This is a genomic window from Kribbella sp. NPDC026596 (genome assembly GCF_040638415.1).
In the GTDB taxonomy this organism is placed as follows: Bacteria; Actinomycetota; Actinomycetes; order Propionibacteriales; family Kribbellaceae; genus Kribbella.
Window position 1 is genome coordinate 34,191 of sequence record NZ_JBEZYF010000035.1, and the last position, 21,864, is coordinate 56,054.

Annotated in this window: 23 protein-coding genes; 11 read left to right on the plus strand and 12 right to left on the minus strand. The window is 67.9% G+C overall.

Annotated features, from left to right (window positions below; translation table 11 throughout):
- Window positions 1–16: 16 nt before the first annotated feature.
- Together frc and AB0E63_RS26685 are read right to left on the minus strand one after the other, a co-directional pair.
- On the minus strand, window positions 17–1,243 hold the full coding sequence (gene frc, locus AB0E63_RS26680) for a formyl-CoA transferase (RefSeq protein WP_360371750.1): 1,227 nt from the start codon (window positions 1,241–1,243) through the stop codon (window positions 17–19).
- A gap of 25 nt (window positions 1,244–1,268) precedes the next feature.
- Complete coding sequence (locus AB0E63_RS26685; RefSeq protein ID WP_360371753.1) at window positions 1,269–2,984, minus strand: thiamine pyrophosphate-binding protein; 1,716 nt, start codon at window positions 2,982–2,984, stop codon at window positions 1,269–1,271.
- A 139-nt stretch (window positions 2,985–3,123) separates the two neighbouring features.
- On the opposite strand from AB0E63_RS26685, the gene AB0E63_RS26690 reads away from it, so the two are divergent.
- Window positions 3,124–3,390, plus strand: coding sequence for a hypothetical protein (locus tag AB0E63_RS26690; protein WP_360371756.1), 267 nt, complete (start codon window positions 3,124–3,126; stop codon window positions 3,388–3,390).
- A gap of 49 nt (window positions 3,391–3,439) precedes the next feature.
- Here AB0E63_RS26690 and AB0E63_RS26695 read toward each other — a convergent pair whose 3' ends face one another.
- From AB0E63_RS26695 to AB0E63_RS26715, 5 genes are read right to left on the minus strand one after another with little or no spacing between them, the layout of a single operon-like run.
- Window positions 3,440–4,306, minus strand: a complete 867-nt coding sequence (locus AB0E63_RS26695) for a Gfo/Idh/MocA family oxidoreductase (RefSeq protein ID WP_360371759.1) — start codon at window positions 4,304–4,306, stop codon at window positions 3,440–3,442.
- A 1-nt stretch (window position 4,307) separates the two neighbouring features.
- On the minus strand, window positions 4,308–5,354 hold the full coding sequence (locus AB0E63_RS26700) for a Gfo/Idh/MocA family oxidoreductase (RefSeq protein WP_360371762.1): 1,047 nt from the start codon (window positions 5,352–5,354) through the stop codon (window positions 4,308–4,310).
- Window positions 5,351–6,349 (minus strand): Gfo/Idh/MocA family oxidoreductase, encoded by a 999-nt coding sequence (locus AB0E63_RS26705; protein ID WP_360371765.1) that lies wholly within the window; start codon window positions 6,347–6,349, stop codon window positions 5,351–5,353. The genes AB0E63_RS26700 and AB0E63_RS26705 overlap by 4 nt, the downstream gene beginning before the upstream one ends.
- 9 nt (window positions 6,350–6,358) lie before the next feature.
- Window positions 6,359–6,925: a hypothetical protein gene (locus tag AB0E63_RS26710; protein ID WP_360371768.1), complete on the minus strand. Its 567-nt coding sequence runs from the start codon at window positions 6,923–6,925 to the stop codon at window positions 6,359–6,361.
- Window positions 6,922–8,322 (minus strand): OFA family MFS transporter, encoded by a 1,401-nt coding sequence (locus AB0E63_RS26715; protein WP_360371771.1) that lies wholly within the window; start codon window positions 8,320–8,322, stop codon window positions 6,922–6,924. Before AB0E63_RS26715 ends, AB0E63_RS26710 begins: the two co-directional genes overlap by 4 nt.
- A gap of 132 nt (window positions 8,323–8,454) precedes the next feature.
- On the opposite strand from AB0E63_RS26715, the gene sucC reads away from it, so the two are divergent.
- From sucC to AB0E63_RS26730, 3 genes are all read left to right on the plus strand, one after another.
- Window positions 8,455–9,606 (plus strand): ADP-forming succinate--CoA ligase subunit beta, encoded by a 1,152-nt coding sequence (gene sucC / locus AB0E63_RS26720; RefSeq protein WP_360371899.1) that lies wholly within the window; start codon window positions 8,455–8,457, stop codon window positions 9,604–9,606.
- Between the two features lie 10 nt (window positions 9,607–9,616).
- On the plus strand, window positions 9,617–10,510 hold the full coding sequence (sucD, locus tag AB0E63_RS26725; protein WP_360371774.1) for a succinate--CoA ligase subunit alpha: 894 nt from the start codon (window positions 9,617–9,619) through the stop codon (window positions 10,508–10,510).
- Between the two features lie 201 nt (window positions 10,511–10,711).
- On the plus strand, window positions 10,712–11,227 hold the full coding sequence (locus AB0E63_RS26730; protein ID WP_360371777.1) for a hypothetical protein: 516 nt from the start codon (window positions 10,712–10,714) through the stop codon (window positions 11,225–11,227).
- Here AB0E63_RS26730 and AB0E63_RS26735 read toward each other — a convergent pair.
- On the minus strand, window positions 11,215–12,252 hold the full coding sequence (locus AB0E63_RS26735; RefSeq protein WP_360371780.1) for a LacI family DNA-binding transcriptional regulator: 1,038 nt from the start codon (window positions 12,250–12,252) through the stop codon (window positions 11,215–11,217). The genes AB0E63_RS26730 and AB0E63_RS26735 overlap by 13 nt on opposite strands.
- A 141-nt stretch (window positions 12,253–12,393) precedes the next feature.
- On the opposite strand from AB0E63_RS26735, the gene AB0E63_RS26740 reads away from it, so the two are divergent.
- The 4 genes from AB0E63_RS26740 to AB0E63_RS26755 all read left to right on the plus strand — a co-directional run bounded on the left by AB0E63_RS26740 (window position 12,394) and on the right by AB0E63_RS26755 (window position 17,478).
- Entirely contained in the window at window positions 12,394–13,338 is a 945-nt protein-coding gene (locus AB0E63_RS26740) for a sugar ABC transporter permease (protein WP_360371783.1), read from the plus strand.
- A 118-nt stretch (window positions 13,339–13,456) separates the two neighbouring features.
- A complete protein-coding gene (locus tag AB0E63_RS26745) occupies window positions 13,457–14,371 on the plus strand; it encodes a carbohydrate ABC transporter permease (protein ID WP_360371786.1) in 915 nt (304 codons plus the stop codon).
- 11 nt (window positions 14,372–14,382) lie between these two features.
- On the plus strand, window positions 14,383–15,735 hold the full coding sequence (locus AB0E63_RS26750; RefSeq protein WP_360371789.1) for a sugar ABC transporter substrate-binding protein: 1,353 nt from the start codon (window positions 14,383–14,385) through the stop codon (window positions 15,733–15,735).
- Window positions 15,736–15,738: 3 nt separating this feature from the next.
- Window positions 15,739–17,478, plus strand: a complete 1,740-nt coding sequence (locus AB0E63_RS26755) for a beta-galactosidase (RefSeq protein WP_360371792.1) — start codon at window positions 15,739–15,741, stop codon at window positions 17,476–17,478.
- A gap of 104 nt (window positions 17,479–17,582) precedes the next feature.
- On the opposite strand, the gene AB0E63_RS26760 is transcribed toward AB0E63_RS26755, so the two are convergent.
- Entirely contained in the window at window positions 17,583–18,593 is a 1,011-nt protein-coding gene (locus AB0E63_RS26760) for a 2-dehydropantoate 2-reductase (RefSeq protein WP_360371795.1), read from the minus strand.
- A gap of 178 nt (window positions 18,594–18,771) precedes the next feature.
- Here AB0E63_RS26760 and AB0E63_RS26765 point away from each other — a divergent pair, with 178 nt between their 5' ends.
- Entirely contained in the window at window positions 18,772–19,344 is a 573-nt protein-coding gene (locus AB0E63_RS26765; RefSeq protein WP_360371798.1) for a dihydrofolate reductase family protein, read from the plus strand.
- Here the strand turns inward: AB0E63_RS26765 and AB0E63_RS26770 are convergent.
- Window positions 19,327–20,253: a sigma-70 family RNA polymerase sigma factor gene (locus AB0E63_RS26770; RefSeq protein ID WP_360371801.1), complete on the minus strand. Its 927-nt coding sequence runs from the start codon at window positions 20,251–20,253 to the stop codon at window positions 19,327–19,329. The genes AB0E63_RS26765 and AB0E63_RS26770 overlap by 18 nt on opposite strands.
- A 180-nt stretch (window positions 20,254–20,433) precedes the next feature.
- Here AB0E63_RS26770 and AB0E63_RS26775 point away from each other — a divergent pair, with 180 nt between their 5' ends.
- Together AB0E63_RS26775 and AB0E63_RS26780 are read left to right on the plus strand one after the other, a co-directional pair.
- Window positions 20,434–20,583, plus strand: a complete 150-nt coding sequence (locus tag AB0E63_RS26775; RefSeq protein ID WP_360371804.1) for a hypothetical protein — start codon at window positions 20,434–20,436, stop codon at window positions 20,581–20,583.
- A 194-nt stretch (window positions 20,584–20,777) separates the two neighbouring features.
- Window positions 20,778–20,981: a cold-shock protein gene (locus AB0E63_RS26780; RefSeq protein ID WP_132152442.1), complete on the plus strand. Its 204-nt coding sequence runs from the start codon at window positions 20,778–20,780 to the stop codon at window positions 20,979–20,981.
- Between the two features lie 45 nt (window positions 20,982–21,026).
- Here the strand turns inward: AB0E63_RS26780 and AB0E63_RS26785 are convergent, their stop codons facing one another.
- Together AB0E63_RS26785 and AB0E63_RS26790 are read right to left on the minus strand one after the other, a co-directional pair.
- The gene (locus AB0E63_RS26785; RefSeq protein ID WP_360371808.1) at window positions 21,027–21,503 is read right to left on the minus strand and encodes a GNAT family N-acetyltransferase; all 477 of its coding nucleotides are present in this window, start codon (window positions 21,501–21,503) and stop codon (window positions 21,027–21,029) included.
- Window positions 21,504–21,506: 3 nt separating this feature from the next.
- Window positions 21,507–21,857, minus strand: coding sequence for a M23 family metallopeptidase (locus tag AB0E63_RS26790; RefSeq protein WP_360371811.1), 351 nt, complete (start codon window positions 21,855–21,857; stop codon window positions 21,507–21,509).
- Window positions 21,858–21,864: the final 7 nt, after the last annotated feature.

The following is a 21,864-nucleotide window of genomic DNA, read 5'->3' on the forward strand; positions in this document are numbered from 1 at the left end:
ATCGAGGGAAGGTTTGTCAGACGACGCCGGCGGCCTTGAGTTCCTCGAGCTCGGCGGTATCGATGCCGAGCGCGCCGTAGATCGCGGGGTTGTGCTCGCCGAGACCGGGTGAGGTCTCCACCTGCACCGGGGAGTCGGACAGCTTGATCGGGCAGCCGACGGTCTTGAAGCTGCCGCGCTGCGGATGCTTGACCTCGACCACCGCGCCGAGCTCGGCCAGCGTCTCGTCCTCGATCAGCTCACGGGTGGACATGATCGGCCCGCACGGCACGTTCAGGGCGTTGAGCTTGTCCATCACCTCGAACTTGGTGTGCTGCTCGGTCCACTGCTCGATCAGCGCGAACATCTTGTCGAGCTTGTCGAGCCGCGCGAGCGGGGTGGACCAGTCCGGGTCGTCGGCCAGCTCCGGCTTGCCGATCAGCTTCGCGATCGGGGCCCAGCCGGGCGGCTGGACGATCACGTAGATGTAGTCGTTCGGACCGCCCGGAGCGCACTTGAGCGCCCAGCCGGGCTGACCGCCGCCGGAGGCGTTCCCGGACCGCGGCACCTCGTCGCCGAAGTGCTCGTTCGGGTACTCGGCCAGCGGGCCGTGGGACAGCCGCTGCTGGTCGCGCAGCTTCACCCGGGTCAGGTTGAGCACCGCCTCCTGCATCGCCACGGTCACCCGCTGGCCCTGGCCGGAGTTCGTCCGCTGGTACAGCGCGGCGAGGATGCCGGCGACCAGGTGGATCCCGGTGCCGGAGTCGCCGATCTGCGCCCCGGTCGCGGTCGGCGGACCGTCCTCGAAACCGGTCGTGCTCATCGCGCCGCCCATCGCCTGCGCGACCACCTCGTAGGCCTTGAAGTCCTCGTACCGCCCGGGGCCGAAGCCCTTGATCGAGGCGAAGACGAGCCGTGGGTTCAGCAGCTGCAGCCGCTCCCAGGTGAAGCCCATCCGGTCGATCGCGCCAGGGGCGAAGTTCTCCACCAGGACGTCGGCGCTCTTGACCAGATCGGTGAAGATCTCCTTGCCCCGCTCGGACTTCATGTTCAGCGTGATGCTGCGCTTGTTGCAGTTCAGCATCGTGAAGTAGAGGCTGTCGACGTCCGGAAGGTCGCGCAACTGCTGGCGGGTGATGTCGCCGGTGGGTGCCTCGAGCTTGATCACGTCGGCGCCCAGCCAGGCGAGGATCTGCGTACAGGACGGTCCGGACTGCACGTGGGTCATATCGAGAACGCGGACACCATCGAGGGCCTTGTTCATAAGGAGTCCTCCCCTACTTGTGCGGTCACTTGTACATCGTCTGGTTCATCGTTCCGGGGGCGTACGCGTCCGGGTCGACCCAGACGTTGATCAGCGACGGCAGCCCGGACTCGCGGGCCCGCTGCATGGCCGGCCCGATGTCCTTGGGGTCGCGGACCTCTTCGCCGTACCCGCCGAGCATCTTGGCGAACTCGTCGTACTTCACGTCGCCGAGCGTGTTCCCGATCCGGCCGCGGGCGGCGCCGTACTTGGCCTCCTGGCCGTAGCGGATCTGGTTCATCGAGGAGTTGTTGCCGACGACACCGACGAACGGGAGGTTGAAGCGGACCAGCGTCTCGAAGTCCCAGCCGGTCAGCGAGAACGCGCCGTCGCCGAAGAGGGCGACGACTTCCTGGTCCGGCCGCGCGTACTTGGCCGCCATCACGAACGGGATGCCGACGCCGATGGTGCCCAACGGACCCGGGTCCATCCAGTGACCGGGCGCCTTCGGCTGGACGACGCCGCCGGAGAAGGTGACGATGTCACCGCCGTCGCCGATGTAGATCGAGTCCTCGGTGAGGAACTCGTTGATCTCGTGCGCGAGCCGGAGGGGGTGGATCGGGTTCGCGTCGGACAGCTGCTTGGGAAGCCGCTTCTGGTACGACGCGTCCTCCTCGGCCCGCAGTTCCGCGAACCAGGCCTTGCGATCGGTCTTCTTGCTCCGTTCGGAGGCAGCCTGGGTGACCGCGGCCAGGATCGCGCCGGGGTCGCCGACCAGACCGAGGTCGATGTCGCGGTTCTTGCCGACAGTGCGGTAGTCCATGTCGATCTGGACCACGGTCGCGCTCTTCGGCAGCCGGCGCCCGTACCCCATCCGGAAGTCGAACGGCGTACCGACGATGAGGATCAGGTCGGCGTTGTTGAAGCCGTATCGCCGCGACAAGTGGAAGTGATGCGGGTCGCCGGGCGGCAGCGTGCCACGGGCGGACCCGTTCATGAACGCCGGTACGTCGTTCTGCCGGACGAACTCGATCGCCGCGTCGGTACCGCGCGACGTCCACACCTGGGTGCCGAGCAGCACCACCGGCTTCTCGGCCCGGACCAGCAGGTCGGCCAATGCCTCGATGCTCGCCGGGTCACCGATGCTCTTGGTGGACGCCCGGTACCGCCCGGCCTCGGGGATGCTGGCCGACTCGACCGGCACCGAGTTGTCCAGGATGTCGCGCGGGATCTCCAGGAACGACGGGCCGGGCGCGCCGTTGTAGCACTCGCGGAACGCCATCGACACCATGTCGGCGACGCGTGCGGTGTGCGGCACGGTCGCGGCGAACTTGGTGATCGGCGTCATCATGTCGACGTGCGGCAGGTCCTGCAGGGACCCCATCTTGTGCTGGTTCAGCGCACCCTGGCCGCCGATCAGCAGCATCGGGCTCTCGGCGCGGAACGCGTTGGCGACTCCGGTGACGGCGTCCGTCGTACCAGGGCCGGCGGTGACGACCGCGCAACCGGGCTTGCCGGTCATCCGCGCGTACCCGTCGGCCGCGTGCGCCGCGACCTGCTCGTGCCGGACGTCGACCACGGCGATGCCTTCGTCTACACAGCCGTCGTAGATGTCGATGATGTGACCGCCACAGAGCGTGAAGATCACGTCGATCCCCTCGGCCTTCAAGGCCTTCGCGACCAGGTGGCCACCGGAGATCGTGGCCGGTTCCGGCTCGCTGACCTCTGCGACTGATTGGGATTCCGACACTGTCTGCGCCATCTGCAGTCATCTCCTCGGAAGGCCGGCGAGCGGCTTCGTCTCTTGATTGAGCACTGTGTAGATTGCATACCGTATGGTGTAGTCGTAGTCTTATCCCACGCCATGGTGCTTGTCCAGAGCTCGGCGCCCGGAGGCTCAGATGACGATCCACGACGAACTCGACCGGACCCGCCAGGCCGTTCTCGCACTGGAGAAATCCCTTGTGGCGTTGAGGAATCAGCTCGGTCCGCACCTGGACGTACTGCGCCTGCTGGACGATCTCGAGCGGTGTTCGACGGACCTACGGCGACTCGAGCAGCAGGTGCGCGCTCCACGCCGGCAGGAGCTGGTGGTGATCCCCGACGACGACCGCGACCACGGATGGTGGAGTGCCGGGGACGTCGATCACGAAGGCGTCCGCGCATAACGCAGCACGCCCCGCAGACAGCGTCTGCGGGGCCCGGGTACAGCTGAGGTCAGCGGATGGCCTCGACGATCCTGTCGAGGAACTGCATCGGGCGGACCAGGTCGTCGTAGTCGATCGGCGGCCGGCGGGTCTCGGCCATCTCCAGGAACGCGCGCAGCCCGGGCTCGACGTACGACTTGCCGAGGGTGAGCTCGCGGGCAGCGAGGCCGCGCCGGCCGACGACCATGCCGTGGAACGGAACCCGACCGTCCGGTTCAGGCAGTACCAGCTGGACCACGACCCGGACCCCACCGACGTCGGCTGTCGCGATGACGGTGTCGGTGACCTGGTCGACCTGTACGGGACCGATGGCGCCCGGGACGAGTCTGAGGGCGACGTCGACCGGGTGGATGCCGTAGAAGTAGATGCCGCCGTACTCACTGTCCGGATCCGCCGGGCCCGTGGTGATCACCGTCTGTGGAGTGCCGAGCGACGCGGCTTGCTCGGCGAGTGCATCCGTGTCCGGAACCCAGCGGACGGCTGAGGACGACGTCAACGGTGCATCGTGTTCGCGCGCTGCGGCAACGATCGCCCGGGCGTCCGCCTCGGTGCATGCGAGCGGCTTGTCCACGAACACCGGCAGGCCTTCGGCCAGGAACGGTACGGCGTGCTCCCGGTGCAGACCGCCGTGCCGGTCAGTGATGATCACCGCGTCGACCAGGCCGAGCAGGTCCGTGGGTGCGTCGACGAGCCGCTCGATCTGCCCGGTCGCGCGGAGCTTCTCGTTGCGTTCGCTCGCACCGCCGCTGAGGGCGACGACCCGGGTCTCCCCCGCGCGGCGCTCGACGTTCAGGTGGTCGATGATGTGATCGGCGTGGGAGTTCTCCGTACCGATGATCCCGATGCGCACGTCCCGCATGTCCCGCATGTCCCGCATGTCACTGTCTCCCGGTGAGCTGGACCGGGCCACCGGTCCGGGCGGATTCGTAGACGCCGAGCACGACTTCGAGCGCACGCCGTGCGTCCCGGGTGCCGACCGACGGCGGGCGGCCGTCGCGCACCGCCTCGATGAAGTCGACGTACTGGTCACGATGGGCGTCGGCGACCGATCCGGAGACGCTCGCCTCGGCGGCCGGCTCCCCGGCTTCGACTGGCCGGACGCCTGTCGCCTGGTCCGCGGGTTCGCCGTCTGCGGTGTCGAAGGCGACGAGGTCGTCCTGCTCGATCACAGCACTGCCGCGATCGCCGTACACGGACAGCCGGACCGGGCGGCCCGGGTACGCCGAGGTCATGGCCACGATGGACCCGATCGCCCCGCTGCGGAACCGCACGGTCGCCGCCACCGTGTCCTCGACATCGATCCGCTCATGCGCGAGCCGATCGCTGTACGCCTGCACCTCGACAGGCTCGCCGAGCATCCACAGCAGCAGGTCGACCACGTGGATGCCCTGGTTCATCAGGGCTCCGCCGCCATCGAGTGCCACCGTGCCACGCCAGCCACCGGAGTCGTAGTACTCCTGCGAACGCCAGAAGGCTGACTCGGCGATACCCGCGGTGATTCGGCCCAGCCGACCATCGGCGACGGCCTGATGGACGAAGGCCGGGGCGTGCTGGAACCGGCGCTGGCTGATCACCGCGACGGTCAGTCCAGTCTGCTGCTCCGCATCGATGAGCCGGTCTGCCGCTGCCAGGGTGACGTCGATCGGCTTCTCCACGATGACGTGCTTGCCGGCCATGAGCGCCGTGATCGCGGCATCGGCGTGCATGCCGCTGGGCAGGCAGATGCTCACCGCGTCGATGTCCGCGCGGGCGCAGGCCTTCTCCAGTTCCGTCATCGGCTCACCGCCGTACTCGCTGGTCAGCGCGGCGGCCCGGTCCGCCTCCACGTCGACGATCGCGACCAGCTCCGCCTCGCCGGGCAAGGACGTGATCAGGCGGGCATGGGTCGCACCGATGACTCCGGCACCGACTACTGCGAACTTCATGCGGACTGTCCTCTCAGTTGCCACGGCACGACGACACCCCCGGCGTCGGCGCTCTCCTGTGCAAGCAGTGCGACCCGCGTCGCGGCGAAGCCGACCGCCGTACTGATCTCGGGCTCACGACCCGCTATGAATGCGTCGAACGCATCGGCCGCCGGTCGCCGGCGCGGCGGCAGCTCGACCTCCCACGGCGGACGGTCGGTGGTTGCCGCGATCAACTTGTTCTGCGCCCAGAACAACTCCACCGTCCCCTCCGTGCCGGTCAGCCGCATCCGGTAGTCACCGTGGTACGGCGAGGCCGCGGGCGTCAGCCAGTTGACCTCGATCGTCGCGACGACCGAGCCGGCCCTGAGCAGGAGCGATCCCGCCAGCGCAAACTCGCTGCTATCCACCAGCCCCGTGATCGTCCCTCCGGTCGCACCGGACAGCAGCAGGACCAGGTCGATGTCGTGGACGGCGAGATCGCCGAGGATCCCGCCGTACCCCTTCCTGGTGAGGAACCAGTCCGGCCGGGTGGGGCGGTTGAGTTTGTGCGGTCCAGTCGACGCGACCTGGACCAGCTCGCCCAGCGAACCGTCGGCCAGCAGCGCGCGGGCAGCGAGGGTCTCGGGATAGTTCCGCTTCTCGAGCAGCAAGGAGACGATCCGCCCGGTCTCCCGCTGGGTGGTCTCGATCGCGTCGAGCTCGGCGAGCGTCGTACACAGCGGTTTGTCCGCGAGCACGTGAGCGCCGGCGCGGAGTGAGTCGACGATCGCCTCGGCCCGGTCCGCGTAGATGCCCGCGATCATGACCACGTCGGGTCGCAGCTCGTCGAGCAGCTTCCGGTGGTCGTCGTACGCCGGTACGCCGAACTCCCCGGCGTACCGCCCCGCCGTCGCCGGATCCGGGTCCGCGACGCCGACCAGCGCGAGGTCCGCACGTAAGGGCACCTCGTCCAGCGCGTACCTGACATGGGAATGCGCGGCGCCGATCACGGCCAGCCGGAGGGGTGCGGGCATGGATCGAGTCTAGGGGGCACCTCCCGCGATCGAGGTGCAACCAGTGACAGCCGAGCCGGCCACGGCCAGGCACTGCTTGAGCAGGCCGCGGAGCCTGATGTCGTCCGCGGCCCGAGCAGCGACGGCCACGGCTTCGGCGGCGTGCTCGGTGGCGACGAAGGTCCGGTAGATCGGCTCGCTCCACCCGAACCGCCCGAGCAGCGGCAGCCACCACCGTGCCGCTCCACCAGGCTCGTCGGCCGACCCCAGCAGGTGCAGCGCTGTCCGATGGGCTCGCGCGAGCCTGACCCGCTCGTCGGTGCGGATCTCGCCACTGACCAAGGCCGTCGATACGGACAACGCGACCAGACGTGCCGAGTGCTCGAATCCGACGCCGGCGGTGTCGAGGAAGTGCGGCGCCAGCGGCAGCAACTCGCGGCGGCCGGCTGAGCTGCTGTGGTCATGTACCGCCCTGGCCACCGCGCTCAGGACCGGATGCACGCAGGCCGGTCGATCCGTCCATGGTTCGCGAGCCAGCTTCGACACCAGCTCCATCACGCACGGATCAGTCCGCGCGACCTTCGCGTAGCCGCTCACTCGCTCGACCCGGCGACCGGCGTACCGAGTTGTGGCCGGACCGGTAGCGCAGGTCGTCCTGGTTGTTTGAGCAGCCGCACGCTCAGTGCGGTGAGTACGCCGAGTAGCCCGGCGCCGAGGAACAACGGCCGGTAGCCGATCACCGCGACCAGCGATGCCGCGACGCCGATGCCGACCAGTCCACCGACGGCCTTGGCCGAGTAGAGGATCGCCTGGTTCTGCAGCAGGCTGTGCTCGCCGAAGAACTCCAGCACGAGGTTGGCCATGATCGCGTAGAACGCACCGCCGCCGAGCCCGGCGAACATCGCGCACACCACGAACGCCCACCCCGCACCCGCCTCACCGGCGACGACCAGACCGACATGGGTGAACCCCTCGACCATCAGTACGGCGGCCAGCACCCGGCGCCGGCCGAATCGGTCCGACAGGTTACCGGCGAACGAGCGGCCCAGGCCGTTGACCGCGGCAAGCATTCCGGCGGCGAACCCGCCCACCGCGACACCCAGCTCCGCGGTCAAGGCGTAGCTCACGACGAACGCGATGCCGAACAGGGAGAGCGCCGTACTGATCGCCAGCATCAGCCACATCAGCGGCAGCGCACCGGTGCGCATCGCCTCACCCGGACGGTAGTGACGCACCGCCGGGAGGTTGTGCGGGATGCTCCGGTTCAACGTCCGGTCGATCGCCCAGGCCTGCGCATCGAGGTCCGCGGGCCACCAGTGCCGCGGCGGATCCTTCAGCAGGCCGCCGGCCACCAGCACCACGAGGAGTGCGATCAGCGCGGTCAGATCGAAGACAATCCGCTGACTGGATTGGAAGATTGTCAACAATGCGATGCTCGGTACGGCGCCCACCGCGAAGCCGCCCGTGACGAACCCGATCGTCGCGGTCCGCCGATCCGGGAACCACCGGGCCGCCGTGGTGATGCAGGCGGCGTACACGAGACCTGCGCCGGTCCCGCCGAGCAGCGCGTAGCCGACCACGACCGCGAGATAGCTGTCCGCGTGGGCCAGCGTCGTGAGGCCGATCGCGGCGAGCACGCCGCCCACAACGACGAGCTGAGTCGACGTGGCACGCCGACTCCGATGGACCCAGGCGGCCGGGATCGCGACCAGCGCCTGACAGGCCACGAAGACGGCGAGCAGCCACAACGTCCTGGCCGCACCCCAGCCGCGATCGGACTCCAGACCGAGTGCGGCGGTGCCGAACGAGTACTGCAGCGGACTGATGGCAACCATGCAGGCCCATGCGGCCCACAGTTGCCAGCGCCGCGAATGTCCGGTCAGCTCCCGGGCGTCCTCGCCGATCCGGTACCGCCGGCCGTAGACGTCACGGACGTCCCGGGGCTTTGCCGTGCCGGCCGCACTGCCCCGGTCCGGGGGCATCACGTGATTCATGTCGCCTCCTGACTACTGCATACCGTATGAGATCTGTGGTACCGCTCCACGCTTCCGCTGTCCAGACCTCACCGCTTCTTGTCACCAGATTGCATACCGCATACAGTCGTCTGCACACCGATGGAGGCTGACGTGGACCTGATGGAGTACCAAGCCAAAGAACTCTTCGCCCGGCACGGCGTCCCGGTGACGCTCGGCCGGGTGATCGAAGACCCGGCCGATGCCGCCGCGGCAGCCGAGGCGCTCGGCGGACGTGTGGTGGTGAAGGCGCAGGTGAAGACCGGTGGCCGCGGCAAGGCCGGCGGCGTGAAGCTGGCCGCCTCCCCCGACGAAGCCGTGGCGCGCGCAGGCGAAATCCTCGGCATGGACATCAAGGGCCACACCGTGCAGCGAGTGCTGCTCGCGCCGGCCGCGGACGTCGCCGAGGAGTACTACCTCTCCTTCCTGGTCGACCGGGCCAACCGCGAGTACCTGTGCATCGCCAGCACGGAGGGCGGCGTCGAGATCGAGGAGGTCGCGCACACGAATCCGGGCGCGATCGCCAAGGTCGCGATCGATCCGGCCGTGGGTGTCGATGAGGCCAAGGCTGCCGAAATCGTCGCCGCCGCGGGGTTCCCGGCCGGCGCGGAGAACGTCGTACGCCGATTGTGGGACGTGTTCGTCGCCGAGGACGCATCGCTGGTCGAGGTGAATCCGCTGGTCAAATTGGCCGACGGTTCGATCGAAGCCCTTGACGGCAAGGTGACGCTCGACGACAACGCGTCGTACCGGCACTCGGACCACGCGGGCTTCGACGACAAGGCCGCCACCGATCCGCTCGAGGCGGCGGCGCACGAGAAGGGCCTCAACTACGTCAAGCTCGATGGCTCGGTCGGCATCATCGGGAACGGCGCCGGCCTGGTCATGTCGACGCTCGACGTGGTCGCGTACGCGGGTTCGTCGTACGGCGTGAAACCGGCCAACTTCCTGGATATCGGAGGTGGCGCGAGCGCCGAGGTGATGGCGAACGGGCTCGGCATCATTCTGTCCGACGCACAGGTGCGCAGTGTGTTCGTGAACGTGTTCGGCGGAATCACCGCCTGTGACGCGGTCTCGAACGGCATCGTCCAGGCGCTCGAGCTGCTCGGCGACCAGGCCGACAAGCCGCTGGTGGTTCGGTTGGACGGGAACAACGTCGACGAGGGCCGCCGGATCCTTGCCCGGGCCAACCATCCGCTGGTGACCGTGGTGGACACGATGGACGGCGCCGCCGCCCGTGCCGCCGAGCTCGCCGCCCAGAACTGAGAGGTGTGAGATGGCGATCTTTTTGACCGAGCAGAGCCGGGTCATCGTGCAGGGCATGACCGGATCCGAGGGACAGAAGCACACGAGCCGGATGCTTGCCGCTGGCACCAATGTGGTCGGCGGCGTGACCCCGGGCAAGCGTGGGCAGTCGGTCGACTTCGCGAAGCGCTCGATCCCGGTCTACGGCTCGTGCGCCGACGCGGTGAAGTCGGCCGGCGCGGATGTGTCGGTGGTATTCGTGCCGCCTCGCTTCACTCTGGGCGCGGTCGTGGAGGCGGTCGATGCCGGCGTACCGCTGGTCGTGGTGATCACCGAGGGCGTGCCGGTGCACGACACCGCCGCGTTCTTCGCGCACGCCCAGGGCACCGGGACGCGGATCATCGGGCCGAACTGTCCCGGAATCATCAGCCCCGGCCGCGCCAACGCCGGGATCATCCCCGCTGACATCGCGGGGCCCGGGCGGATCGGCCTGGTGTCGAAGTCGGGCACGCTGACGTACCAGATGATGTACGAGCTGCGGGACTTCGGGTTCTCCACCGCCATCGGCATCGGCGGCGACCCGATCATCGGGACGACGCACATCGACGCGCTGGCCGCGTTCCAGGACGATCCGGACACCGACGCGATCGTGATGATCGGTGAGATCGGTGGCGACGCCGAGGAGCGGGCCGCCGCGTTCATCAAGGAGAACGTGACCAAGCCGGTCGTCGGCTACGTGGCCGGCTTCACCGCGCCGGAGGGCAAGACGATGGGCCACGCGGGCGCGATCGTCTCCGGTTCCTCCGGCACGGCAGCCGCCAAACAAGAAGCCCTCGAAGCCGCCGGCGTCCGCGTAGGCAAAACCCCGACCGAAACCGCCGCCCTGATGCGCGCCGTCCTGTCCGTCGCCGAGGTCCCCGTGTGACAACCCTCCAACTCAGTGGGCAGCCCCTCAGCTGGAGGGTTGCCCACTGAGAATCTGAGAGGGCAACCCTCCAACTCAGTGGGCAGCCCCTCAGTTGGAGGGTTGCCCACTGAGAATCTGAGGGGGCAACCCTCCAGGTGAGTGGGCAAGCCCCTCCGAAAACCGGTCGTGCGGGGACGGACGAGGGTCCACGCTGGGGACATGCATCTCACCTTCCTGCATGACCCGCGCGGTGAGTGCTCCACTCTGATCCGGAGGGCGGACGGCGCCGAGTTCACGCTCTCGTCGTACTCACGCAAGCACCGCGTGCCCCATGACCTCGCGCACGCCGTCACCGAACGCGAACTCGGAATGCCCGACGGCATCTTCGGCTGCATCGCTGCTGGTGCGGTGTTCGACAGCATGCAACAGACCGCGGGCAAGAAGCGGTACGACGCCAAGGCCCGAAGCACCCGCATCCTGAAGGCACCGAACAGCATCGGCATCAGCGAGTCGCTCTCGGCCGTCATTCACGAAGCGGTCGAGAAGGACCGGCCGACCCCGTACGCGCGGCTCCGCGAAAGCTGGGGCATCACTCGGCCTGACGCCTGTCCCTACCTCGACGCAGACCTCGACCGCGCCACCGCAACACTGCGCGAACTGAGCCAGCTGTGGCAAGCGAGCTCCGATCCACTCGTCTTTCCCTGGCCGAAGAGACTCCAAGCTCAACCCAGCTGAGAGCGTCGGGGCGGGGCGGTGCTGCGGCGGACGATGAGTTCGGTGGGGACGGCGACTGGGGCGTGGTGGTGTTCGCCGGCTTGGATTTCGGCGATGAGGGCGTCGACACTGCGGCGGCCGACTTCGGCGAAGGTCTGGCGGACGGTGGTGAGGGGCGGCCAGAAGTGGGCCGCCTCTTCCATGTCGTCGAAGCCGACCACACTGACGTCGTCCGGAACCGCGCGGCCGCGCTCGTACAGCGCGCGGAGTAGACCGAGCGCCATCTGGTCGTTGGCGACGAAGACGGCGGTGACCTTGTCGTTGACGGCCAGCCGGCGACCGGCCTCGTACCCGGAGCTGGATGACCAGTCGCCGTCCAGCACCGGCGGGACGTCCCGGCCGTGCTCGATCAGGGTCTGCTCCCAGGAACGCCGGCGCCGGTCCGCCGCGAACGAGGTCGGCGGGCCGCCAAGGTGCCACACGGTCTCGTGGCCCAGGTCCAGCAGATGCTCAGTGGCCAGGCGCGCGCCCTGGGCCTGGTCGGTGTCGACGATCGGGTAGTCGTAGTGCGCACTCGAGTCGACGACGACCACCGGGAGCCCGTCCGGTAGCAGCACGCCGGCTTCGTCCAGCGTGTGCGCCTCGATCAGGATGATCACGCCGTCCACTGCTTGCTCACCGAGCCTGCTGAACGCGTTCGTCACCGCGCTCTGGGTGACGTCCAGCACGGGCAGCAGGTTGATCGCGTAGCCGCTGATGGTGGCCGCGGTGGCGATCGCGTCGAGGGTGCGCGTCGTACCGAAGCTGGACAGCTCGAAGACGATCACGCCGATGCTGCGGAACTCGCCGTTGCGCAGCGCCCGAGCGGCGCTGTTCGGCCGGTAGCCGAGCTGCTGCATGGCGGCCCGGACCCGGTCCCGGGTGGTCGCGTCGACGTTGTGCCGGTCGTTCGCGACCCGGGACACCGTCTGCCCGGACACCCCGGCGAGTCTGGCGACGTCCGCCATCGACGGCCGGCGCCGGACCGATGATTCCTCCGTTGACATCGGGTGCCCTCCCTCAGTTGTGCCCGCAGTGTAGACATGTTGACGTAAACACGTTACCTTCACCGCATCGATGTTGACGTCAACATTGCGCGCGTCGCGGTGACATTCACCGGCGCGGGAAGCGAGAGGAGGTCGACGGACATGGCGGAGTCCGTGGCCCAAGGATCTACCGGGCACCACGTCACACCGGTGCGCGCGGCCGGTCGCCGGCGACGGCGAGCGGCCCAGGACGGCAAGGGGTGGCTGTTCGTCGGCCCGTTCCTGGCCGTCTTCGCGCTCACCTTCCTGGCCCCGATCGGCTATGCGATCTATCTCAGCCTGTTCCGCGACCAGGCGTTCTTCGGCGGCACGGTGTTCGTCGGCCTCGACAACTACACCGAGGCGTTGCGGGACCCGAAGTTCTGGGAGTCGTTCGGCCGGGTCGCGGTGTTCCTGGTCGTCCAGGTGCCGGTGATGCTGATCCTGGCCCTGCTCGCCGCGCTCGCGATCGACAGCGCCCGGCTGCGCGCGGCCGGCTTCTTCCGGATCGTGATCTTCCTGCCGTACGCGGTGCCAGGCGTGGTCGCGGTGCTGATGTGGGGCTACATCTACGGCGACAACTTCGGCCTGGCCGCGAACCTCAACGACCTGTTCGGCACGACCGCGATCCAGCCGCTCAGCAGCAGCTGGATGCTCCCGTCGATCGCCAACATCGTCACCTGGGAGTTCGTCGGCTACAACATGCTGATCTTCTACTCGGCGCTGCGCACGGTCCCCGGTGAGCTGTACGAGGCGGCCGCGATCGACGGAGCCGGGACGTTCCGGACGATCCGGGCGGTCAAGCTGCCGGCGCTGCGCGGCGCGATCGTGATCGCGACGATCTTCTCGATCATCGGCAGCTTCCAGCTGTTCAACGAGCCGAACATCCTGCGCACGCTCGCGCCGAACGTGATCACCACCTACTACACGCCCAACATGTACGCCTACAACCTGTCCTTCGCCGGGCAGCAGTTCAACTACTCCGCCACGATCGCGATCGTGATGGGCGTCATCACCGCGATCATCGCGTACGTCGTCCAGCTCCGCGGATCCCGGGAGGCACTGTGACTGTGCTTTTGGCCGGGCCTTCGGCGCCGGCAGGGTCATGGGGCTCTAACTCCCGGCCTTCCCTCGTCGCTCCAGTCGCTGCGCTCCCTGCGCTCCTCAGTCCAGGCCGGGAGGCCCCATGACCACCACCGTGGACACGCCGCGGGTCGTGCGTACGGCGCGGACTGTGAAGAAGACAGGGACGTCGCCGCTGCGGCCGAAGCGGTCGCCGTTGCTGACCGGCGTGATGGTGCTCTACCTGATCTACACGCTCGTCCCGCTGCTCTGGTTGTTGATCAGCGCCACCAAGACGCAGGACGACTTGCTGTCCACCCCGGGGCTGTGGTTCGGGAAGAGCTTCGCGTTCTTCTCCAACATCAAGGACACGCTCACCTACAACGACGGCATCTTCCTGCGCTGGCTCGGCAACACACTGTTGTACGTCGTTGTCGGCGCGGGTGGCGCGACCTTGCTCGCGACCGCGGCCGGCTACGGGCTGGCGAAGTACAAGTTCGCCGGCCGGCGCGCGGTGTTCGCGGTGCTGCTCGGCGCGGTCGCCGTACCGGGGACGGCGCTCGCGGTCCCGACGTTCCTGATGTTCTCGAACCTCGGGCTGACCAACACCGTGTGGGCGATCATCATCCCGTCGCTGGTGAGTCCGTTCGGGCTCTATCTGATGTGGGTCTACGCGACCGACGCCATACCGGTGGAGCTGCTCGAGGCGGCCCGGATCGACGGCGCCGGTGAGGTCCGGGTGTTCTTCACCGTGGCCTTGAGACTGCTTGCCCCCGGCATCGTCACGACACTGCTGTTCGCGGTGGTGTCCACCTGGAACAACTACTTCCTCCCGCTGATCATGCTCAGCAAACCCAACCTCTACCCGCTCACGGTCGGGCTCACCCAGTGGAGCAACCAAGCGACCGGCGTCGGGGCCCGCCCCATCTACAACCTGGTGATCACGGGGTCGTTGCTGACCATCGTGCCTCTCGTGGTCGCCTTCCTCCTGCTTCAGCGGTTCTGGCAGTCAGGCCTGTCCGCCGGGAGTGTCAAGTGAAAGGGAACAGGATGAAGCTACATCGGCGCGGCATCCGGCAGCTGGTGGTTGCCGGAGCCGCAGTCATCGCCCTGGCGGCCGTGGCCGCGTGCGGCGGCGGCTCGAGCAGCTCCGGCAGCAGCGGCAGCGCGTCCACGGGTTCGCCCGACGCCGTCGACGCCGCGCTCAAGGCGGGCGGCACAATCACCTACTGGAGCTGGACGCCGTCGGCGGAAGCTCAGGTGAAGGCGTTCACGGCGCAGTATCCGAACGTCAAGGTGAACTACGTCAACGCCGGGACCGGCAACGACCACTACACCAAGCTGCAGAACGCGATCAAGGCCGGCTCCGGTGCGCCGGACGTGGCCCAGATCGAGTACCAGGCGCTCCCCCAGTTCGCGCTGCCCGGCTCGCTCGTCGACCTGAACCAGTACGGCTTCAGCCAGTACGAGTCGGCGTACACCGCCTCGACGTGGGCCGCCGTCCACACCGGCAGTGGCCTGTTCGGGCTGCCGCAGGACTCCGGGCCGATGGCGTTGTTCTACAACAAGGAGGTCTTCGACAAGTACGGCATCGCCGTGCCGAAGACCTGGGACGAGTACGTCGCCGCCGCGAAGAAGCTGCACGCGGCCAACCCGAAGGCCTGGATCACCAACGACTCCGGTGATGCCGGCTTCACCACCAGCATGATCTGGCAGGCCGGCGGTCAGCCGTTCAAGACCGACGGCAAGAACGTCACCATCAACCTGCAGGACGACGGCTCCAAGAAGTGGACGAACACCTGGAACCAGCTCGTCACCGGCGGCTTGGTGTCGAACATCCCGGGCTGGACCGACGAGTGGTTCAAGGCGCTCGGCGACGGCACGATCGCGACGCTGCCGACCGGTGCGTGGATGCCCGGCGTGATGGAGGCCTCGGTCAAGGCCGGCGCCGGTAAGTGGGCAGTCGCCCCGATGCCGACGTACGACGGCCAGCCGGCGACCGCGGAGAACGGTGGCAGCACCGAGTCCGTGCTGAAGCAGAGCGCCAACCCGGCGCTGGCCGCGGCGTTCGTGCGGTGGCTGAACCACGACGAGGGTGTGAAGCCGTTCCTGGCCAGCGGTGGCTTCCCGGCCACCACGGCCGACCTCAAGGACCCGGCGTTCGTCGACAAGACGAGTGCGTACTTCGGTGGCCAGAAGATCAACCAGGTTCTCACCAGCGCGGCCGGCTCGGTCGTGAAGGGCTGGAGCTACCTGCCGTACGAGCTGTACGCGAACAGCATCTACGGCGACACCGTCGGCAAGGCGTACCAGTCGAAGTCCGACCTGAACGCCGGACTCCAGGCCTGGCAGGACGCGCTTGTTGCTTACGGCAACCAGCAGGGCTTCCAGGTGAACGGCTGACCCGTGACCCACTTCGCGGTTGGTGAGTCTGATTTCCTTCTCGACGGTCGGCCCTTTCGGATCCTGTCCGGGGCACTGCATTACTTCCGGGTGCACCCGGACAGCTGGGCCGACCGGATCGAGAAGGCCCGCCTGATGGGACTCAACACCATCGAGACGTACGTGCCGTGGAACGCGCACAGCCCGCGCCCGGGTGCCTTCGACACCTCCGGGATGCTCGATCTCGAGCGCTTCCTGCGGGAGGTGGCCGAGGCCGGCCTGTACGCGATCGTCCGCCCCGGCCCGTACATTTGCGCGGAGTGGGACAACGGCGGGCTCCCGGCCTGGCTCTTCCGGGAGCCGGACATGGGAGTCCGCCGGTACGAACCGCGGTTCATGGCCGCGGTGCAGGAGTATCTGTTCGACGTACTGCGGATCGTCGCGCCACTGCAGGTGGATCGGGGCGGCCCGGTGCTGCTGGTCCAGGTCGAGAACGAGTACGGCGCGTTCGGGGACGACCAGACCTATCTGAAGTCGGTCGCCGAGATCATCCGGAACGCCGGGATCACGGTGCCACTGGTGACCGTGGACCAACCCGTTGACGCGATGCTCGCGGCCGGCGGGCTGGACGGCGTACTGCGGACCGGGTCGTTCGGGTCACGTGCGCCAGAGCGGCTGGCGACGTTGCGGAAGCATCAGCCCACTGGGCCGTTGATGTGCATGGAGTTCTGGGACGGGTGGTTCGACCACTGGGGCGGACCACACCACACGACCAGCGTGGCCGAAACCGCGGCGGAGTTGGACGCGTTGCTGGCGGCCGGTGCGTCGGTCAACATCTACATGCTCCACGGCGGCACGAACTTCGGGCTGACGAGTGGGGCCAACGACAAGGGCGTCTACCGGCCGACGATCACGTCGTACGACTATGACGCCCCGCTGGACGAGGCGGGGAACCCGACGGAGAAGTTCCACGCCTTCCGGGAGGTGATCTCCCGGTACGCACCCGTCCCCGACGTTGTCCCGGCGTCGGGGCCGCGCGCGCCGGAGACTTCCGCGGCGCTGGGATCGCCGCTCCGGTTGCTGGCTGGTCCTTGGGGTTCGTGGACCGAGCATTCGACGATGCCGACGCTCGACGAGTTGGACGCTCGGCTGGTGCTCTTCCGGACCGAGGTGCCGGGCGAGGATCCGGTGCTGCTGAGTGTGGGCGAGGTGCGGGACCGGGCGTACGTGTTTCTGGATGGAGCACCGGTCGGGGTGCTTGATCGGGAGCGGCATGACCGAGCGCTGATGCTGCCGCGGGGTGGGCAGCTGGAGATCGTGATCGAGGACCAGGGGCGAGTGAACTACGGGCGGCGGATCGGTGAGCCGAAGGGGCTGATCGGTCCGGTCCGGCTCGGTTCGGTCGAGCTCACGGACTGGTCGGCGTGTCTGATCGATCTGGACGATGTGCCCCGGTTGTGGGACTCCATGGGTCCGACAACTGATGCTCCCGGTGTTGGACCTACGGCCTGGCGAGCGTCGTTCGAGGTTGACGAGCCGGTGGATCACTTTCTATCAACCGTTGCCTGGGGCAAAGGGTTTGCCTGGGTGAACGGATTCAACCTCGGGCGGTACTCGCGCCGGGGGCCGCAAGACACGCTGTACGTGCCGGGTCCGGTGCTGCGGCCGGGGCACAACGAGCTCGTCCTCCTGGAGCTCGAGGTGCTGGTCGAACCGGTCGCGCACTTCGTCGCCGGCCCGTCGCTGGGGCCGCTGGAGCTCTAGCTGGAACAGGTGGGTCGGCGGCGCTGTAGGTGGAACAGGTGGGTCCGGCGGCGCTGTGGGTGGAACAGGTGGGTCCGGCGTCGCTGTAGCCGGACCCACCCGGCTCAAGACCCCGCGGCGGCTGGGCTGGCGGCTGATGTCGCAGGGGCGCCGACCTTGGTGGCTAGGAGGTCGGCGACGGCGTGGACTGCGCGCAGGGTGGGGGCCTTGGTGCCGGTGAGGTCGGCGAGTTCGACGACCGCGGCCAGGATGACGTCGAGCTCGAGCGGCTTGTCCTTCTCCAGGTCCTGAAGCATCGAGGTCTTGTGCTCGCCGACCCGTTCGGCACCGTTGATCCGCTTGTCGACCGAGATCTCCGGATGACACCCGATCGCGGCGGCGATCTCCAGCGACTCCTCCATCATCAGCCGGACCATCGCGCGGGTGCCCTGGTGCGTGGCGATCTCCACCATCGTGGCCCGGGCCAGCGCGCTGATCGGGTTGAAGGCGGCGTTGCCGAGCAGCTTGATCCAGATGTCGTTGCGGATGTCCGCCTCGACCGGGCACTTCAGCCCACCGGCGATCATCGCCGTACTGAACGCATCGCAGCGCTCCGACTGCCCGCCCACCGGTTCGCCGATCGAGAAGCGAGTGCCTTCCAGATGGCGTACGACACCTGGCCCCTCGAGCTCGGTCGAGCAGTAGACGACACACCCCACGGCTCGCTCGAGTGACAGCACCTCGGTCACCGAACCGCCCGGGTCGACGGACTCGATCCGGCGCCCCTCGTACGGACCCTTCAGCCCGTGGAAGTACCACCAGGGAATACCGTTCTGCGCGGCTACGACCACGGTGCGTTCGTGCAGGAGGGGTGCGATCAACGGGCCGGCGCTCGCGTACGAGTTCGCCTTGAGCCCGAGAAAGACATAGTCGACCGGTCCAACCGCGGCCGGATCGTCGGTAGCCGGCGTGCGGGCGTCGAAATCGCCGCGTGGGCTGAGCACCTTCACACCGTTCGAGCGGATCGCGTCCAGGTGTGCGCCGCGGGCGATCAGATGCACCTCGGTCCCACCGCGGTGCAGCGCGGCGCCGACGTACGCGCCGATCGCCCCGGCGCCGAGAACAGCAACCTTCATGAATGTACCGCCTTCCAAGCAGGCTTGGTATACGGGATACAGTAGGCGGGAGCCCAAATGCGGTCAAGATCACACTCTGCGGTAAGCGCTCGCCAAAAAAGTTCGGTGCGAGCGATGAATCGGGACCGGCCCGTCGGTATGTACCGGCATGAGTCACTTGACCGAAGGAGCAGGAGCCATGGGCCGCGTCATCGTCGTCTCGTTCGTCAGCCTCGACGGCATCGTCACCGACCCGGACGGATCGGCCGGTACGCCGGGCGGCGGCTGGGCCTGGCGGTTCGGACCGGAACTCGTCGGCGGCGACAAGTTCCGGCTGGGTTCGATCCTCGACACCGGGACCGTCGTACTCGGCCGCTCGACCTGGGAACTGCTCGGACAACGGATGCCGAGCCGGACGGACGATTTCTCCGTGCGGATGACCAAGATCCGCAAGCTGGTCGCCTCCCACTCGCTGACCGAGGTGGAGGCGTGGGCGAACTCGACCCTGATCGAGGGTGAGGTCGCCGACGCGGTCCGGACCGAGCGCGAGTCCCGCGACGTCGTCGTGGTCGGCAGCCTGAGCGTCGTACGGGCGCTGCAGACCTCCGGCCTGGTCGACGAGTACCGCCTGATGACGTTTCCGTCGATCCTCGGCGCGGGCGAGCGGTTGTTCCCCGCCTCGGGTACGCCGGTCCACCTGGAGCTGGTCTCGATGGATCAGGTCGGCCCGACGGTCCTGGCGACGTACCGGAGGTCAGAGGGTCAGGGCTAGTCCGAAGGCCGCGAAGACGGCGTCGTCCTGGAAGACGCGGTTGTGGCTGATGCCGGCCGCGGTGATGGTGAACACGTGCAGAGTGTGCAACCGATGCACCTCACCATCGCCGCGGTAGACCGCGATCCCGGCCTGGCCGTTGGCCCCGATCGGGAACACCCTCCAGTCCGTCCCCCGCCGTGCGAACACGCCCTCCACGAACGACAGGTGGTCTTCGCGACCGGAGTACCAGTTGTAGAACGGCGGCATCTCGAGCGTGACGTCGGCGGTGAGCAGCTCGGCGAATGCGGCCACGTCCGCCTTCTCGAAGGCGACGATGTACTTGTCGACAATCGCCACGCTGCGGGAATCGTCGGGTTCGAGGACGTCGTCCTCGGCAAGTCCGGTCTCAGCCAGCTTCGCCCGGGCGCGTTGCAGGGCACTGTTGACCGCGGCCGGAGTCAGCTCGAGCTGAGCCGCGATCTCGGCGGCGGACCAGTCCAGGACTTCGCGCAGGATCAGGACGGCACGCTGTTTGGCGGGGAGGAACTGGAGTGCTGCGATCAACGCCAGCCGGAGACTGCCGCGCTCACCGACGATCGCTGCAGGGTCAGTGGGGAACGGTTGCAGCCACAGGACTTCCTCACCGCGGACCAGTGGTGCTCGCGGATCCTCACCGCGGGCAACCAGCCCGGACGGCAGTGGGCGACGGCTGCGGCTCTCCAACTCGTTCAGGCAGGTGTTCGTGGCAATCCGGTAGAGCCACGTGCGCAGTGACGCGCGACTCTCGTCGTACCGGTCGAAGGCGCGCCACGCACGGACGAGCGTCTCCTGGAGCAGATCCTCCGCGTCCTGGATCGATCCGGACATGCGGTAGCAGTGCTGGAGCAACTCCCGCCGGTACGGCGCTGTCCGCGTCTCGAACGTCACGAACCCATTGTGTCGGCAGGATGGGACAGATAGCTGGCCGGCGATGGCGTGGATCGGTGGAGCCCCCGGTGCGGGCAAGTCGACGATCGCGCGCGACCTGGCGCGACGGACCGACCTGCCACTGCACCCGATCGACCTGTGGACCTACGACCACGCAGCGCGGATGCCACAGTTGTCGAGGTGCCGGACGAAGCGGACTGGACCGCAGTCGCCCGAGTTGTCGAGAACACGCTGGGTGCGTTGCCGAGCCTGCCGGCCGGTCAGGCTGCGCCGCCAGTTGGCCCGGTACGCCGGACCAGTACGACGCGCGGCGTGGCGATGAGTGGTTGATGGTTGGCTGACCGTGCTAGGGTCATCGGCGGTTGCAGTTTTGCAGTTCCACGTTCGTTTCGAAGCGCCCGCGGATTGTAATCCGCTGGGCGTTTTTCTCATATCAGGACCGTTGGTCCGATCTGGGAGGGCTCGTTGCGGCAACCCGGGACCGGCGTCCGCCGGACTCGTAGGCCCCACAGAAGGAGCAGATCATGGCCAGCGGAACAGTGAAGTGGTTCAACGGCGAAAAGGGCTTCGGCTTCATCACCCAGGACGGCGGCGGCGCCGACGTGTTCGTGCACTACTCGGCGATCGCGACGGACGGCTTCCGCTCCCTGGACGAGAACCAGAAGGTCGAGTTCGACGTCGCCCAGGGCCCGAAGGGCCTGCAGGCGGAGAACGTTCGCCCGGTCTGAACCCCACAGACGTGACAGGCCCGGCCGTTTCGGCCGGGCCTGTTGTCATGTGGTCCAGAGGTACTCGCCGTCGTCCACCTCGTCAGTGCGGGTGAGTCCGGCGGCCGCAGTGACTGCGGCCGAGGCGGCGTGGTCCGGGTGGACGTGGGCGATGATCCGCTCGATGCCCTGGGCACCCAGCCAGGTGACGAGACCCTGTGCGGCCTCTTTCGCGTAGCCGTGGCTCTGCCAGTCCGTGCCGATCACCCAGGCGATTTCCGCCGTACTGTCGGTAACTGTCGCTTGCACGTAGCCGACCAGCTCGTCGTCGTGCTGGATCACCCAGTTGAGCCAGTGCTCTTCAGGCCGGGCCGGACCGGCGAGCTGACGGCGGTAGCGGGCTTCGAGCGTGTCCGCACTCGGCGGTTCGCCACCGGTGAAGATGTAGAGGTCGGGGTCGGACAGTACGTTCGTCATCTCCCCGGCGTACTCGATCCGCAGCGGCAGCATGCTCAGACGGGCCGTGTGGAAGGGCGTGATCACGGCTCAACCGTAGCGCCGGGCGTTGGTGTGCAGATCGAACTGCGGACTGCGGTGGGCACCGGCATCGTACGGCGCTACCCGCTCCTCGTAGTGCAGATGTGAACCGGCAGCCACACCGAGCCGGTCCCCCGTCTCCACGGTCTCCCCCTGGCTGACCACGAGCTCGGACAGGCCGCCGTACAGGTGCCAGATCGCGTTCGACTCGACCATGACCCGGTCGGCCTCGATCTGGACCACCACACCGGCCAGAGTCGCTCTGATCGGCGTACCGGGTTCGGTGCGGTAGTCGCGACCGGAATGACCCGTTATTTCGAACTCACGGACCACCTCTGGGTTGTGCACCGGTGCTGCCATGCTCAGA

Bases quoted from the DNA above. Each gene is read 5' to 3' on its own strand.
- frc (WP_360371750.1), bottom strand. From the start codon at position 1,243: ATGAACAAGGCCCTCGATGGTGTCCGCGTTCTCGATATGACCCACGTG.
- AB0E63_RS26685 (WP_360371753.1), bottom strand. From the start codon at position 2,984: ATGGCGCAGACAGTGTCGGAATCCCAATCAGTCGCAGAGGTCAGCGAG.
- AB0E63_RS26690 (WP_360371756.1), top strand. From the start codon at position 3,124: ATGACGATCCACGACGAACTCGACCGGACCCGCCAGGCCGTTCTCGCA.
- AB0E63_RS26695 (WP_360371759.1), bottom strand. From the start codon at position 4,306: ATGCGGGACATGCGGGACATGCGGGACGTGCGCATCGGGATCATCGGT.
- AB0E63_RS26700 (WP_360371762.1), bottom strand. From the start codon at position 5,354: ATGAAGTTCGCAGTAGTCGGTGCCGGAGTCATCGGTGCGACCCATGCC.
- AB0E63_RS26705 (WP_360371765.1), bottom strand. From the start codon at position 6,349: ATGCCCGCACCCCTCCGGCTGGCCGTGATCGGCGCCGCGCATTCCCAT.
- AB0E63_RS26715 (WP_360371771.1), bottom strand. From the start codon at position 8,322: ATGAATCACGTGATGCCCCCGGACCGGGGCAGTGCGGCCGGCACGGCA.
- sucD (WP_360371774.1), top strand. From the start codon at position 9,617: ATGGCGATCTTTTTGACCGAGCAGAGCCGGGTCATCGTGCAGGGCATG.
- AB0E63_RS26730 (WP_360371777.1), top strand. From the start codon at position 10,712: ATGCATCTCACCTTCCTGCATGACCCGCGCGGTGAGTGCTCCACTCTG.
- AB0E63_RS26735 (WP_360371780.1), bottom strand. From the start codon at position 12,252: ATGTCAACGGAGGAATCATCGGTCCGGCGCCGGCCGTCGATGGCGGAC.
- AB0E63_RS26740 (WP_360371783.1), top strand. From the start codon at position 12,394: ATGGCGGAGTCCGTGGCCCAAGGATCTACCGGGCACCACGTCACACCG.
- AB0E63_RS26745 (WP_360371786.1), top strand. From the start codon at position 13,457: ATGACCACCACCGTGGACACGCCGCGGGTCGTGCGTACGGCGCGGACT.
- AB0E63_RS26750 (WP_360371789.1), top strand. From the start codon at position 14,383: ATGAAGCTACATCGGCGCGGCATCCGGCAGCTGGTGGTTGCCGGAGCC.
- AB0E63_RS26760 (WP_360371795.1), bottom strand. From the start codon at position 18,593: ATGAAGGTTGCTGTTCTCGGCGCCGGGGCGATCGGCGCGTACGTCGGC.
- AB0E63_RS26765 (WP_360371798.1), top strand. From the start codon at position 18,772: ATGGGCCGCGTCATCGTCGTCTCGTTCGTCAGCCTCGACGGCATCGTC.
- AB0E63_RS26780 (WP_132152442.1), top strand. From the start codon at position 20,778: ATGGCCAGCGGAACAGTGAAGTGGTTCAACGGCGAAAAGGGCTTCGGC.
- AB0E63_RS26790 (WP_360371811.1), bottom strand. From the start codon at position 21,857: ATGGCAGCACCGGTGCACAACCCAGAGGTGGTCCGTGAGTTCGAAATA.